Origin of the sequence: Enterobacter cloacae complex sp. S3, assembly GCF_014930495.1 — a bacterium.
Lineage (GTDB): Bacteria > Pseudomonadota > Gammaproteobacteria > Enterobacterales > Enterobacteriaceae > Enterobacter > Enterobacter asburiae_B.
Genome location: NZ_JADBRD010000035.1, coordinates 1 through 13,592, shown reverse-complemented (window position 1 = coordinate 13,592; position 13,592 = coordinate 1). Strand labels below are relative to the sequence as shown.

The 13,592-nt window shown below is 53.8% G+C and carries 14 protein-coding genes and 1 other annotated feature; of the genes, 6 read left to right on the top strand and 8 right to left on the bottom strand.

The genetic code is table 11. The features are described from left to right. Position 1: 1 nt before the first annotated feature. The 4 genes from IM317_RS19385 to IM317_RS19370 form a co-directional block, all read right to left on the bottom strand. Entirely contained in the window at positions 2 to 487 is a 486-nt protein-coding gene (locus IM317_RS19385; RefSeq protein ID WP_029741023.1) for an OmpA family protein, read from the bottom strand. 12 nt (positions 488 to 499) lie between these two features. After that, a complete protein-coding gene (gene dgcN / locus IM317_RS19380) occupies positions 500 to 1,720 on the bottom strand; it encodes a diguanylate cyclase DgcN (RefSeq protein WP_029741024.1) in 1,221 nt (406 codons plus the stop codon). Beyond that, entirely contained in the window at positions 1,713 to 2,249 is a 537-nt protein-coding gene (locus tag IM317_RS19375; protein WP_033146572.1) for a YfiR family protein, read from the bottom strand. Before IM317_RS19375 ends, dgcN begins: the two co-directional genes overlap by 8 nt. Before the next feature lie 152 nt (positions 2,250 to 2,401). After that, positions 2,402 to 2,776, bottom strand: a complete 375-nt coding sequence (locus IM317_RS19370) for a DUF2799 domain-containing protein (RefSeq protein ID WP_033146252.1) — start codon at positions 2,774 to 2,776, stop codon at positions 2,402 to 2,404. 214 nt (positions 2,777 to 2,990) lie between these two features. On the opposite strand from IM317_RS19370, the gene aroF reads away from it, so the two are divergent. Genes aroF through IM317_RS19355 form a run of 3 tightly spaced genes read left to right on the top strand, consistent with a single transcriptional unit; the run spans position 2,991 to position 6,126 of the window. Beyond that, a complete protein-coding gene (gene aroF, locus IM317_RS19365) occupies positions 2,991 to 4,061 on the top strand; it encodes a 3-deoxy-7-phosphoheptulonate synthase AroF (RefSeq protein WP_033146251.1) in 1,071 nt (356 codons plus the stop codon). Positions 4,062 to 4,071: 10 nt separating this feature from the next. After that, a complete protein-coding gene (gene tyrA / locus IM317_RS19360) occupies positions 4,072 to 5,193 on the top strand; it encodes a bifunctional chorismate mutase/prephenate dehydrogenase (RefSeq protein WP_033146250.1) in 1,122 nt (373 codons plus the stop codon). A gap of 60 nt (positions 5,194 to 5,253) precedes the next feature. After that, entirely contained in the window at positions 5,254 to 6,126 is an 873-nt protein-coding gene (locus tag IM317_RS19355; protein WP_033146249.1) for an SMP-30/gluconolactonase/LRE family protein, read from the top strand. Here the strand turns inward: IM317_RS19355 and pheA are convergent. The 4 genes from pheA to bamD form a co-directional block, all read right to left on the bottom strand. Beyond that, positions 6,123 to 7,283 (bottom strand): bifunctional chorismate mutase/prephenate dehydratase, encoded by a 1,161-nt coding sequence (gene pheA, locus IM317_RS19350; protein ID WP_033146248.1) that lies wholly within the window; start codon positions 7,281 to 7,283, stop codon positions 6,123 to 6,125. The genes IM317_RS19355 and pheA overlap by 4 nt on opposite strands. A 30-nt stretch (positions 7,284 to 7,313) precedes the next feature. After that, positions 7,314 to 7,439 (bottom strand) — a sequence feature (Phe leader region). Beyond that, positions 7,391 to 7,438: a pheA operon leader peptide PheL gene (pheL, locus tag IM317_RS19345; protein ID WP_100249759.1), complete on the bottom strand. Its 48-nt coding sequence runs from the start codon at positions 7,436 to 7,438 to the stop codon at positions 7,391 to 7,393. It overlaps the preceding feature by 48 nt. 110 nt (positions 7,440 to 7,549) lie before the next feature. Then, positions 7,550 to 7,891, bottom strand: coding sequence for a ribosome-associated translation inhibitor RaiA (gene raiA / locus IM317_RS19340; protein ID WP_003863162.1), 342 nt, complete (start codon positions 7,889 to 7,891; stop codon positions 7,550 to 7,552). A 268-nt stretch (positions 7,892 to 8,159) separates the two neighbouring features. Next, positions 8,160 to 8,897 (bottom strand): outer membrane protein assembly factor BamD, encoded by a 738-nt coding sequence (bamD, locus tag IM317_RS19335; RefSeq protein ID WP_023308867.1) that lies wholly within the window; start codon positions 8,895 to 8,897, stop codon positions 8,160 to 8,162. Between the two features lie 131 nt (positions 8,898 to 9,028). Between bamD and rluD the strand changes: the two genes are divergently transcribed. The 3 genes from rluD to clpB all read left to right on the top strand — a co-directional run bounded on the left by rluD (position 9,029) and on the right by clpB (position 13,440). After that, positions 9,029 to 10,009 (top strand): 23S rRNA pseudouridine(1911/1915/1917) synthase RluD, encoded by a 981-nt coding sequence (gene rluD / locus IM317_RS19330; RefSeq protein WP_033146247.1) that lies wholly within the window; start codon positions 9,029 to 9,031, stop codon positions 10,007 to 10,009. Further along, on the top strand, positions 10,006 to 10,737 hold the full coding sequence (yfiH, locus tag IM317_RS19325; protein WP_033146246.1) for a purine nucleoside phosphorylase YfiH: 732 nt from the start codon (positions 10,006 to 10,008) through the stop codon (positions 10,735 to 10,737). Before rluD ends, yfiH begins: the two co-directional genes overlap by 4 nt. Before the next feature lie 129 nt (positions 10,738 to 10,866). Next, on the top strand, positions 10,867 to 13,440 hold the full coding sequence (gene clpB / locus IM317_RS19320; protein WP_023308864.1) for an ATP-dependent chaperone ClpB: 2,574 nt from the start codon (positions 10,867 to 10,869) through the stop codon (positions 13,438 to 13,440). The last annotated feature ends 152 nt before the right edge of the window (positions 13,441 to 13,592 follow it).

Sequence of the window (13,592 nt, the reverse complement as noted above, 5' to 3'; positions counted from 1 at the left end):
CCTATGGCGTGCTGATCACCACTGCGACGCGGCGGTTTTCAGCGCGCCCTTGCGGAGTACTGTTGCTCGCAACCGGGTATTTTTGACCTAACCCCCGCGTGGTGAGATTGCTGCGCGGGATATTTGCCCCCTTCGCCCAGGCATCGGCCACGGCATTGGCGCGTTTTAACGACAGCGCTTCGTTGTAGCTTTCTTCACCGTAGTTATCCGTGTGACCGTCCATTCGCGCGTGGTTCAGGCCGGTTTCCGCCAGGCGAGAGGCCATGGACTGGATCTGCGTTTCACTTTCCGGGCGCAGTCTGGCGTCATTTTTATCAAACAGGATGGTGTCCGACATGCCAAGCGACCAGTCACCGTTCAGTTCGTTAAAACCGTAAGACTTCATCGCCGAAATTTGCTCAGGAGTGAATTTGCCTTCCGGGGGCGACTGACAGCCTGCCAGAACCAGTGAGGCCAGAACTATCGGCGCGAAGTAACGTTTTAACATAGTGTATCCTTTCTAACTTGTTGTTTTCGTACGCTGGTTTTTCACCTGATACATGTTGCGGTCAGCCCTCTCCAGTAATGCTTCCACGGAAGCATTTTCCCACGCCAGAGCAAAGCCAATGCTGAGTGACATCGATGCTTTTTGTCCGTTATGAAGATCAAACGGACGGATAAACTGCTGCGATAGCGCAGCACAAATGTGTTGAACCTCGAGCTCAGAGTGTACGCCGTACAGCACCATGGCGAATTCGTCACCGCCAAGGCGGTATGCCTGGTGACGTTTGTCGCCAAACTCCATCATCCTGCTGGCGACTTCTATCAGCACGCAGTCACCTGCCGCGTGTCCCCAGGTGTCGTTAATAAACTTGAAATTATCACCGTCAAGGAAGAGCAGGGCCGAGTTTGTTTTGGCTGAAGGGTCGTTCATTAAGGCTGCAATGCTGTTACGAAACGCAGCGCGGTTGGCAAGACCGGTGAGCGGGTCGTGCATGGCGGTACGCAGCAGCTGGGCATTTTTCGCCTGAAGCTTCAGTTGCCACTCCTCCATCTCATCCAGAAGGCTGTTGAAGTCCTCACCAAACTGGTGAAACTCTTCAATACGGCCGTCTTTCACCCGGCGGGAGAAGTTGCGGTTAGTGCGAACGTCATGCACCACGTCGGTGATGTTTTGCAGGGCTGTGACCATCCCATGGTGCAAAGACTGGGTAATGGTGAGCGCGACGACGGTTGCAAAGAGAATACAGCCGGTCAGAACGGCAAACGACATCCAGATGAAATGGCCGATCAGACTGTCACGCGCGGTCAGGCGAATTTCGCCGATCGTTGCGCCGTTATGCATGATGGGCTGCGCAACCGGTACGGGGAAAAGCCAGCGGCTGACCAGTGCGCCCAGCGTGTCGTTGTTGTCCTCCGGGTTCCAGGACCAGTAGGCAAACCGCTTTTTATGCGCGTTAATAACCTCGGCCACGGCAAACTGCCCCTGTTTGCCCAGCGCAGCCAGCGTTTCGTTGGCCGCCAGCGAGTCGTTGAACACCAGCGAGGCTTCCAGGCTGTGGCTCATTGTTGCGCCGGTTAATTCGAGATTCTTTTGCGCGTATTGTTTTAACGTCACGACGGAAGCAAAACAGAGCAGCAGCCATATTAACGTCATCGTGATGATGACGCTTATCATGCTGTTTCGCCTCAACGTTCTTTTAAACGTCGGACGTGGCGTTGAAGTGAAATCTTTATCCATGCTGCTTATTCCGTGCAAGCATTAATACATCCGGATTGACTCTTACGCCACTGCGTGTCAATGCATCCAGATTGACGGCGAACCGTACCTGGCCGCGATCGATTATCAGGCAAAAGGCACTGCCAATTACACATTCCGGATTTTGCTCTGAGATTAATAGCAACGCTCTGCCCTGATATTGACTTATTAATTCAAGTTGTTTTGCCGGTGATTCAGACCCGAAATAGATCGCATCGCACGTCGCGGCCAGGGCTTCCTGATCGTTACGTACAATAACGGGAGTATAAGGTAACTCGCTATGCCCCTCATCGCCGCTGAGGGCGTGCGTATAGTGCGAAGTGGCGTAGACGCAGAGTTTAGGCTGACCGGAAAGTGACGGCCATCGCGTATAGCTCACGATGCCTGAGACAATCGAGCGTACCGATTTATCCGTTTCCGTAAGCGTGCCTGCCGCCGCAGGGCCCACCATAAGGAACAGCATTATCACCAGAGTGAGTCGGAAAAAAGAGATCAAGAATAAATTTCTCACCAGAATCCGCCACATCGCTCTGGAAATAGATGTCCTTAAGAGTTGCGGGCAGAATACCATTGTTTATCAGGGCCGTCATTATGTCAGAAATAGCATGAGGCCGACCTAAGCTAAATCCTACTGTTGTTTATTTTCCGGTGGATAAAAATAGATTAATTCAGTCTGCTGGAGCGCATACTTTCATCCATCCCTTGCTGCCATGACGAACGCAGTTTTGCCGCGTTTTCGGCTGTATCGCAACTGGCAGGGAAAGATTTGCCTGCTAATCCCCAGGCGTGAATAAACCCTTCTTCGCAGACTTTCTTCTGACCATCAGCATAGCCGCGAAGATATTCACTACGATCAACGTGTGTGTCGTTAAAGCTATCGGCCAGGGTCTGGTTATCTTTAACCGGCAGGCCATTCATGGCGTCTTCTTTACCTGCATCAAACCAGGATGGGCTGGTCCAGTCGGGCTGGAAGGTGTAAGGATTGATCTGACAGCCCGTTAAAAACAGCGACAACAGCACGAGAGCAATTGAACGCATAGCCATTCTCCTTTTTTCTTCAGCATAGCCTGGCTAAAGAAAACCTGTCTGTAATTTAAAGTTTACGTTTTTATCGGCTGATTTTTGCAATAAATTGGCTTGTGTAAACTAATGTGTACGTATTTTGGATTGAAATGTTTACTTTTTATGGTATCGTGGTTTCACCTCATTGAGGAATACAACTATCGCAAACGAGCTTTACAGGATCGCCATCATGCAAAAAGACGCGCTGAACAACGTACATATCACTGACGAACAGGTGTTAATCACTCCGGATCAACTGAAAGCGGAATTTCCGCTGAGCGTCGCGCAGGAGGCTCAGATCGAGCACTCTCGCCAGACCATTTCTGACATTATCGCCGGCCGCGATCCGCGCCTGCTGGTGGTATGCGGTCCTTGCTCCATTCACGATCCTGAAACCGCCATTGAATATGCTCGTCGATTTAAAGCGTTAGCGGAGGAGGTCAGCGATAGCCTCTATCTGGTGATGCGCGTCTATTTTGAGAAGCCACGTACGACCGTCGGCTGGAAAGGGTTGATTAACGATCCGCACATGGATGGCTCGTTTGATGTGGAAGCAGGCCTGAAGATTGCGCGTCGCCTGCTGGTGGAGCTGGTCAGCATGGGACTGCCGCTGGCAACCGAAGCGCTGGACCCGAACAGCCCGCAGTACCTGGGCGATCTGTTCAGCTGGTCGGCGATTGGCGCGCGTACCACGGAATCGCAAACCCACCGCGAGATGGCGTCTGGCCTGTCAATGCCGGTTGGCTTTAAAAACGGTACCGATGGCAGCCTGGCGACGGCGATCAACGCCATGCGCGCTGCTGCGATGCCGCACCGTTTCGTTGGTATCAACCAGGCGGGACAGGTCTGCCTCCTGCAAACGCAGGGTAACCCGGACGGCCATGTGATCCTGCGCGGCGGGAAAGCACCTAACTACAGCCCGGCGGACGTGGCACAGTGTGAAAAAGAGATGGAGCAGGCGGGACTGCGCCCGGCACTGATGGTAGATTGCAGTCATGGTAATTCAAATAAAGATTACCGTCGCCAGCCTGCGGTTGCGGAATCCGTGGTCGCACAGATCAAAGATGGCAACCGTTCGATTATCGGTCTGATGATTGAGAGCAATATTCATGAAGGCAATCAATCATCTGAACAACCGCGCAGTGCAATGAAGCACGGCGTCTCCGTGACGGATGCCTGCATCAGCTGGGAAACCACCGATGCGCTGCTGCGTGAGATCCACAAAGATTTGAAAGGCCAGCTGGCGACGCGTCTGGCTTAAGAGGTTAGTTATGGTTGCTGAATTGACCGCACTGCGCGATCAAATTGATGAAGTGGATAAGGCGCTGCTGGACCTGCTGGCGCGCCGCATGGCGCTGGTTGCCGAAGTCGGTGAGGTGAAAAGCAAATACGGCCTGCCGATTTACGTCCCGGAGCGCGAAGCCTCAATGCTGGCCTCTCGTCGCAAAGAGGCCCAGGCGCTGGGCGTTTCGCCGGATTTAATTGAAGATGTTCTGCGTCGCGTGATGCGGGAATCCTATTCCAGCGAAAACGACAAGGGTTTTAAAACCCTTTGTCCGTCCCTGCGGCCGGTGGTGATTGTCGGCGGGGCAGGACAGATGGGGCGTCTGTTTGAAAAAATGCTGACGCTTTCTGGCTATCAGGTGCGCATTCTGGAAAAAGAGGACTGGGCGCATGCTCCGGAACTCATGAAAGATGCCGGGATGGTTATCGTCAGCGTGCCGATCCACGTGACGGAGCAGATCATCGGGAAGCTTCCTGCTTTACCGAAAGATTGCATCCTGGTGGATCTGGCCTCCGTCAAAAATGGTCCGCTGCAGGCGATGCTGGCTGCGCATACGGGCCCGGTACTGGGTCTGCACCCGATGTTTGGCCCGGACAGCGGCAGCCTGGCTAAGCAGGTGGTGGTTTACTGCGACGGTCGTCAGCCGGAAGCCTATCAGTGGTTCCTGGAACAGATTCAGGTATGGGGCGCGCGACTGCACCGCATCAGCGCGGTCGAGCACGATCAGAACATGGCGTTCATTCAGGCGCTGCGCCACTTTGCGACGTTTGCCTACGGTCTGCATCTGGCGGAAGAGAACGTGCAGCTTGAACAGCTGCTGGCGCTCTCTTCACCTATCTATCGTCTGGAGCTGGCGATGGTCGGGCGCCTGTTTGCTCAGGATCCGCAGCTTTACGCGGACATTATTATGTCCTCCGAGAACAATCTGGCGCTCATCAAGCGCTACTATCAGCGCTTTGGTGAAGCCATTACGCTGCTGGAGCACGGAGACAAGCAGGCGTTTATCGACAGCTTCCGCAAGGTCGAGCACTGGTTTGGCGATTACGCGCAGCGTTTCCAGAGTGAGAGCCGGACGCTGTTGCGCCAGGCAAATGACAGTCGCCAGTAATGCGATGATGTATATACTGAAAGCCAGCAATGCTGGCTTTTTTTATTTTGGGGAACTGTCATGGCCGAACCGCAGCTGCTGTTGAATTACACCGGGCATCTGCCTGAGTGCCCGACGTGGAGCGCAGAAGAGCACGCGCTCTACTGGGCCGATATTCTGGAAGGGGAGATCCACCGCTACCATCTGCCGACGGCAGAACACACCGTGCTCTCTTTCCATGAGGAGGTGGGCTGTTTCGCGCTGCGCGAGCAGGGTGGTTTTATCGTTGCGATGAGAACAGGTATCTGGCTGACCGATAAACACGGCCTGCTGCGCCGCAAGGTGTGCGATAACCCCTCTAACCCGCAGCTCGCACGCTTTAACGACGGCGGCACCGATTCTCTGGGACGATTCTACGCGGGCACGTTTTGGGGGCCGGGAGATTACAACGGTGCCCTGCTGATGCGCATCGACAACGACCTGACGCCGAAAGTGATCCAGTGTGATATTCACGGCCACAACGGCTTAGCGTTTAGCCCGGATAAGCAGTGGATGTTTACCTCAGACACGCCAAACGGCGTAATTTACCGTACGCCGCTTGATGAGAAGGGCGAACCCGGCAGGCGCGAGGTGTTTCGTCAGTTTAAAGAGGGCGAAGGGATACCGGACGGCGCGGCCATGGATGTGGAAGGCTGCTACTGGAGCGCGCTGTTTGACGGCTGGCGTATTGCGCGTTTTTCTCCGCAAGGGGAGCAGCTGGAAGAATATCGCATGCCGGTGCGTTGCCCGACGATGGTCTGCTTTGGCGGCGATGACATGAAAACGCTGTTTATTACCACCACGCGGGAAAATATGGATGCGGACGAGGTGGCGAAGTATCCGCTCTCCGGCGCTATCTTCACCCTGCCGGTGAACGTGGCAGGGATGAAGAAAAGCCGGTTTATCGAGCGTTAAGCCGGGTCAACCGGGACGACGTTTTCGCTGGGATAGCAGCCCAACACCTTCATGGAGCGCGTGATCTCGCCCAGTTCGCGCAGGGCCTTCTGCATGGAAGCAGATTCCAGATTGGCCTGGATATCGAGGTAGAACATCTCTTCCCACGGGTTACCGTGAATTGGGCGTGATTCCAGCCTGGTCATGATCAGGTTGTGGTTACGCAGCACCAGCAGGGCTTCAACCAGCGCACCGGCCTGTTGGCCGGTCGCCATCAGCAGCGTGGTTTTGGCCGGCACCTGGTCTGACACATTGATCGCTTTGCGGGCCAGCACCACGAAGCGGGTGATATTTTGCGTCTGGTTCGCCAGATTGCGTTCCAGCACCTGTAAACCATACAGCGCCCCGCCTGCTTCGCTGCCGAGCGCGGCGACGGTTGGGGAGTTAGCCTGCGCCACTTTTTCCATCGCCGCCGAGGTGCTTTCGGTGTACTCAATTTTCCAGCTCGGATAGCGGTTCAGGAACTGGCTGCACTGCTGGAACGGCTGTGGATGACTGTAAACCGTTTCGATCTTGCTAAGGTCGGTTGAGCCAGAGACCAGCACGCAGTGATCGATAGGGATCGTCAGCTCGCCAACCAGCGACAGGCTGGTGTGCTGCAGCAAATCGTAGACGTCGTTGATGGCGCCGGAGCTGGTGTTTTCAATCGGTACGACGGCGTAATCCGCCTGGCCGGTCTCAACCTGATTAAATATGTCGGCAAACTTCGCGCAGCCGCTCTCAATAAATTCTTCGAAATGGCGTGCGGCATACTGACGTGCGGCCAGGTGAGAATAAGAGCCTTTCGGACCGAGGAAGGCGATACGCGCAGAGTGTGGATTGGTTTTATTCAGATGCTGCTGGAGCAGCGCTTGCTGAGTGAGAACGGAGTCTTCGATGATGAGCTGGAACAACCGGGTAATGTAGTGGGCATCGAGGTGATGCGCTTTGCCGAGCTGAATGAGACGTTCCAGCAGATCGCGCTCGCGGTCGATATCTCGTACCGGGCGATGGGAGTCCAGCTTGGCTTTGCCCACTTCAACGGCAAGCGCGCGGCGTTCGGCCAGCAGCGCCAGCAGTTTCTCATCCAGCGCGCTGATTTTTACTCGCAGATCCAGTAACGGGTTTTCCGGTGTCATAGTGTTGCCTGTCTCATTTTATCGTTATCAATAAAAAAGGCCCCCCGGTGTGGGAGGCCTTGTTGTTCGTCTTCGCATTCTTTATCACACGACGAAACGCCTCCCAGTCAGGGGAAGGTAAAAAAGAATGCGAAGAAGAACGGCGTAAGTTTCATAAAGTCATCCTGTGATTGATACCGTTAAAGTACCCGTACTGTTTTCACCCTGTCAATAAAAAACAAAAAACGCGCCCGAAGGCGCGTTGGCAGTACACTCAATTTAAAGGATTACTCTTCTTCAACTTCTTCCGCGAAGCTGGCGTCTTTCACCGATGTTGCGGCGCGACGGGCTTCACCTTTGTGTTGCACTTTATTGAGCTGCCGTTCCAGCTTGTTGATCAAATCGTTAATTGCTGTGTACATATCCTCGTGTTTTGCGCTGGCGACCAGATGGCCGTTTGGAGTATTGATAGTTGCGTCAGCGATGAAACCCTGCGGCTCCTTGGACAGGATGATATGTGGATTAATTAAATGAGTTTGCCATTTATCCAGTTTGGCGAGACGGTCTGCGACGTGCTGGCGGATTGCCGGAGTAATTTCCATTTGTTTACTGGTAATGTTCATTGTCATAAATTTTACCTCTTGTCTTTCCGTCTTGGTGATTCCAGCATACCCGACCTAATGTCAAAATGTGTGATTTATATCACGTTATTTTGTCGGTTTTTGTCAGGGAATCTTTTTTGTGAGGCAGGGCAGGAAGAGGTGAGATTTACCTTGTCGAAGGCAAAAATTGGGGCCATAGTTGACTGGATGTGTTGAGGCTTAAGCGCTTCAGCGACGCGGTAAAATGAATAAAAAAACGGCAGCCTTCGGGCTGCCGTTTTGCATTGAGGCAATATCAGGTGTTGCTGCTGTTCGCAGCGATGATTTTCGCCACTTTTTCAGCCTGAGCGGTCATCTGCATCTGACGGTAAGCATTTTCCATCAGCTTCAGGCCGTCGCGCGTTGCCTGAGTATCCGGATAATCACGCAGCATACCTTCTACGCGGTTAACCACGGCAACCCATGCGCCACGACGGGTATAGTATTCCGCTACGGAGTATTCATATTTCGCCAGACGATCTTTCAGGAACACCAGACGTTTGGTCGCGTCGGTCACGTACTGACTGTTCGGATAGCCGCGCACCAGCTTGGAGAAGTCATTGAAGGCATCACGCGCATGCTGCGGGTCACGGTCGGAACGATCCACGCCGAAGAAGCCCTGCAGCGCACTGTCGTCCAGCGCCATGTTGGTGAGGCCGCGCATGTACATCACATAGTCGATGTTAGGATGAGTCGGGTTCAGACGCATGAAACGATCGATAGTTGCCTGAGCCAGCGGCAGGTCGGCATTTTTATAGTATGCGTAGATGAGATCTAACTGTACCTGCTGCGAATATGGACCAAATGGATAGCGATTATCCAACGCTTCCAGTTGCGTTATCGCCTGTTTCCAGTTACCGTCCTGCAACTTTTGTTGTGCAGTCGCATAGATTTCATTCGGCGGATTGTCAGGGACCTGTTCATTTGAACCGGAGCAGCCCACCAAAGCCAGGCTCAACGTGGCCGCTGCCACCAGATATTTCATGCGCGTCATGACGTTTTGACTTTCCTCAAATGTTTGTCCGGGAGAAACTCTGTTCCTGCTCCCGATTAAGACCAGCTACAATAGCACACTATATTAAACGGCAAAGCCGTAAAACCCAACGTTAAACGAAGAAGCAGTTTATGGCACAACGAGTAGAACTCACCGCAACAGTCTCCGAAAATCAGCTCGGTCAACGCTTAGATCAGGCTTTGGCCGAATTGTTCCCTGATTATTCGCGTTCACGCATAAAAGAATGGATCCTTGACCAGCGCGTGCTGGTAAACGGCAAGATCTGGGACAAACCAAAAGAGAAAGTGTTAGGTGGGGAAGCTGTCGCCATCAATGCTGAAATCGAAGAGGAAATCCGCTTCGAGCCGCAGGATATCCCACTGGACATCATCTATGAAGATGATGACATTCTGGTGATCAACAAGCCGCGCGACCTGGTTGTTCATCCGGGCGCGGGGAACCCTGACGGTACGGTACTTAACGCACTTCTCCATTATTATCCGCCGATCGCGGATGTTCCGCGCGCGGGCATCGTGCACCGTCTGGATAAAGACACCACCGGTTTGATGGTGGTGGCGAAGACCGTTCCTGCTCAGACCCGTCTGGTGGAATCGCTGCAGCTGCGCGAAATCACCCGCGAGTATGAAGCGGTAGCCATTGGGCATATGACCTCTGGCGGAACGGTGGAAGAGCCAATCAGCCGTCACCCAACCAAACGTACCCATATGTCGGTGCATCCGATGGGTAAACCGGCGGTGACGCACTATCGCATTATGGAGCACTTCCGTATTCATACGCGCCTGCGTCTGCGTCTGGAAACCGGACGTACTCACCAGATCCGCGTGCATATGGCCCACATTACCCATCCGCTGGTCGGGGATCAGGTATACGGTGGCCGCCCGCGTCCACCTAAAGGCGCATCGGATGAGTTCATCAGCGTATTGCGTAAATTCGATCGTCAGGCGCTGCACGCGACCATGCTGCGTCTTTACCACCCTATCACCGGTATTCAGATGGAGTGGCATGCGCCTATCCCGCAGGATATGGTGGATCTTATCGACGCCATGCGTGCTGATTTCGAAGAACATAAGGATCAAGTGGACTGGTTATGACCAAACTGATTGTCCCGGAGTGGCCATTGCCTGCTGGCGTGGCTGCCTGCAGTTCAACCCGTATTGGCGGTGTTAGCCAGGGCGCGTGGGAGTCTTTGAACCTCGGTGCGCACTGTGGCGACAACCTGGAACATGTTGAAGAGAACCGCAGACGTCTGTTTGCTGCGGGGAACTTGCCGTCGAAACCGGTCTGGCTGGAACAGGTTCATGGTAACGCGGTGCTGAAGTTGACGGGAGAACCCTATGCTTCTAAACGCGCTGATGCCTCTTACAGTAATACTCCGGGAACCGTTTGTGCCGTGATGACCGCCGATTGTCTGCCGGTTCTGTTCTGTAACCGTGCAGGTACCGAGGTGGCTGCAGCACACGCGGGCTGGCGTGGTCTGTGTGAAGGCGTGCTCGAAGAAACTGTCGCCTGCTTTAGCGATGAGCCAGCCAATATTATGGCCTGGCTTGGCCCGGCCATTGGTCCTCGCGCTTTCGAAGTGGGGCCAGAGGTTCGCGAAGCCTTTATGGAAAAAGATCCGCAAGCGGTTGAAGCCTTCCTGCCTTCGGGGGATAAATATCTGGTTGATATTTACCAGCTCGCCCACCAGCGTCTAAATAACGTTGGTGTGACGCAGATCTTCGGCGGCGATCGCTGCACATTCACCGAAAAGGGTGATTTTTTCTCCTATCGTCGCGACAAGACCACGGGGCGTATGGCAAGTTTCATTTGGCTGATATAACCTAAAGAATCAAGACGATCCGGTACGTGCCGTTTTCTTTTCACATAATTCAGGTCATTAACCTTGAATAATTGAGGGATGACCTCATTTAATCTCCAGTAGCAAATTTGACCTGTTATGGGAGGAGTTATGCGTCTGGATCGTCTTACTAATAAATTCCAGCTTGCTCTCGCCGATGCCCAGTCCCTCGCACTGGGGCACGACAACCAATTTATCGAACCTCTTCATTTAATGAGCGCCTTGCTGAATCAGGAAGGGGGATCGGTACGTCCTTTATTAACGTCCGCTGGCATTAATGCTGGCCAGTTACGCACCGCCATCGATCAGGCGCTGAGCCGTTTACCGCAGGTAGAAGGTACCGGCGGCGACGTTCAGCCGTCTCAGGATTTGGTGCGCGTGCTTAACCTTTGCGACAAGCTGGCGCAAAAACGTGGGGACAACTTTATTTCGTCAGAGCTGTTTGTTCTGGCGGCGCTTGAATCACGCGGTACCTTGACCGACCTGCTGAAATCTGCCGGTGCGACCACCGCCAATGTGACTCAGGCGATTGAGAAAATGCGCGGAGGTGAAAGCGTGAACGATCAGGGAGCCGAAGACCAACGTCAGGCTTTGAAGAAATTTACGGTCGATCTGACCGAGCGTGCTGAACAGGGCAAACTTGATCCGGTTATCGGCCGTGACGAAGAAATCCGCCGTACGATTCAGGTACTGCAGCGTCGTACCAAGAACAACCCGGTGCTGATTGGTGAACCGGGTGTCGGTAAAACCGCCATCGTTGAAGGGCTGGCGCAGCGTATCGTCAACGGCGAAGTGCCGGAAGGCCTGAAAGGCCGCCGCGTACTGGCGCTGGATATGGGCGCGCTGGTGGCCGGTGCGAAATACCGCGGTGAGTTTGAGGAGCGTCTGAAAGGCGTGCTTAACGACCTGGCGAAGCAGGAAGGGAACGTTATCCTGTTTATCGACGAACTGCACACTATGGTCGGTGCCGGTAAAGCGGACGGCGCGATGGATGCCGGGAACATGCTGAAACCTGCGCTGGCGCGCGGTGAACTTCACTGCGTCGGTGCCACCACGCTCGACGAGTACCGTCAGTACATTGAGAAAGATGCTGCGCTGGAACGTCGTTTCCAGAAAGTGTTTGTTGCTGAGCCAAGCGTTGAAGATACCATCGCGATCCTGCGTGGTTTGAAGGAGCGCTATGAACTGCACCACCACGTGCAGATCACTGACCCGGCTATCGTTGCGGCAGCGACGCTTTCACACCGTTACATTGCTGACCGCCAGCTGCCGGATAAAGCGATCGACCTTATTGATGAAGCGGCTTCGAGCATTCGTATGCAGATTGACTCGAAACCGGAAGAGCTGGATAGGCTCGACCGACGCATCATTCAGCTCAAGCTGGAACAGCAGGCGCTGAAGAAAGAGTCTGATGAAGCCAGTAAGAAACGCCTGGATATGCTCAATGAAGAACTGGACGATAAAGAGCGCCAGTATTCTGAGCTGGAAGAAGAGTGGAAAGCCGAGAAAGCATCCCTTTCCGGCACTCAGACCATTAAAGCTGAACTCGAACAGGCAAAAATTGCCATTGAGCAGGCTCGCCGTGTCGGCGATCTGGCGCGGATGTCTGAACTGCAGTACGGCAAAATTCCTGAGCTGGAAAAACAGCTTGAGATAGCGACGCAGTCAGAAGGGAAAACGATGCGTCTGTTACGTAATAAAGTGACGGATGCGGAAATCGCGGAAGTGCTTGCTCGCTGGACCGGTATTCCGGTGGCGCGCATGCTGGAAGGCGAGCGTGAAAAACTGCTGCGCATGGAGCAGGATCTCCACAATCGGGTGATTGGTCAGAACGAAGCGGTTGAGGCGGTTTCCAACGCCATTCGCCGTAGCCGCGCAGGGTTGTCCGATCCAAACCGTCCGATTGGTTCGTTCCTGTTCCTGGGGCCGACGGGGGTCGGTAAAACCGAGCTGTGTAAAGCGCTGGCTAACTTTATGTTCGACAGCGACGATGCGATGGTACGTATCGACATGTCCGAGTTTATGGAAAAACACTCCGTCTCACGTCTGGTCGGCGCGCCTCCGGGATACGTAGGTTATGAAGAAGGGGGGTACCTGACGGAAGCGGTTCGCCGTCGCCCTTATTCCGTCATCCTGCTGGATGAGGTGGAAAAAGCGCACCCTGATGTGTTCAACATCCTGCTTCAGGTGCTGGATGATGGCCGTCTGACCGACGGGCAGGGGAGAACGGTCGACTTCCGTAATACGGTTGTCATCATGACCTCGAACCTGGGTTCCGATTTGATTCAGGAACGTTTCGGTGAACTGGACTATAGCCATATGAAGGATCTGGTGCTCGGTGTCGTGAGCCATAACTTCCGTCCTGAGTTCATCAACCGTATTGATGAAGTGGTGGTATTCCATCCTCTGGGTGAGAAACACATTGCGTCGATTGCGCAGATCCAGCTGCAGCGTCTGTACAAACGTCTGGAAGAGCGTGGATATGAAATTCACATCTCCGACGAGGCCCTGAAGCTGCTGAGCGAGAATGGTTACGATCCGGTGTACGGTGCGCGTCCATTGAAACGTGCTATCCAGCAGCAGATCGAAAACCCGCTGGCGCAGCAGATCCTCTCCGGAGAGCTGATCCCTGGCAAAGTTATCCGTCTGGAAGCCAACGACGATCGTATTGTGGCAGTGCAGTAAGTCACAAAACGCAAAAACGAGCTGCTTGCGGCTCGTTTTTGTTTAAAAACCAGGCGAAAATTGAGGTCTGGAGTATGGTTTGCCTGGAAAGTGAGCAGTTAGTAAATAATTTTCACTTTACCCTTGCAGGTTCGGAATAACTCCCTATAATG

Bases quoted from the DNA above. Each gene is read 5' to 3' on its own strand.
- IM317_RS19370 (WP_033146252.1), bottom strand. From the start codon at position 2,776: ATGCGTTCAATTGCTCTCGTGCTGTTGTCGCTGTTTTTAACGGGCTGT.
- pheA (WP_033146248.1), bottom strand. From the start codon at position 7,283: ATGACACCGGAAAACCCGTTACTGGATCTGCGAGTAAAAATCAGCGCG.
- IM317_RS19385 (WP_029741023.1), bottom strand. From the start codon at position 487: ATGTTAAAACGTTACTTCGCGCCGATAGTTCTGGCCTCACTGGTTCTG.
- rluD (WP_033146247.1), top strand. From the start codon at position 9,029: ATGGCACAACGAGTAGAACTCACCGCAACAGTCTCCGAAAATCAGCTC.
- clpB (WP_023308864.1), top strand. From the start codon at position 10,867: ATGCGTCTGGATCGTCTTACTAATAAATTCCAGCTTGCTCTCGCCGAT.
- aroF (WP_033146251.1), top strand. From the start codon at position 2,991: ATGCAAAAAGACGCGCTGAACAACGTACATATCACTGACGAACAGGTG.
- dgcN (WP_029741024.1), bottom strand. From the start codon at position 1,720: ATGGATAAAGATTTCACTTCAACGCCACGTCCGACGTTTAAAAGAACG.
- tyrA (WP_033146250.1), top strand. From the start codon at position 4,072: ATGGTTGCTGAATTGACCGCACTGCGCGATCAAATTGATGAAGTGGAT.
- IM317_RS19355 (WP_033146249.1), top strand. From the start codon at position 5,254: ATGGCCGAACCGCAGCTGCTGTTGAATTACACCGGGCATCTGCCTGAG.
- bamD (WP_023308867.1), bottom strand. From the start codon at position 8,897: ATGACGCGCATGAAATATCTGGTGGCAGCGGCCACGTTGAGCCTGGCT.
- raiA (WP_003863162.1), bottom strand. From the start codon at position 7,891: ATGACAATGAACATTACCAGTAAACAAATGGAAATTACTCCGGCAATC.
- yfiH (WP_033146246.1), top strand. From the start codon at position 10,006: ATGACCAAACTGATTGTCCCGGAGTGGCCATTGCCTGCTGGCGTGGCT.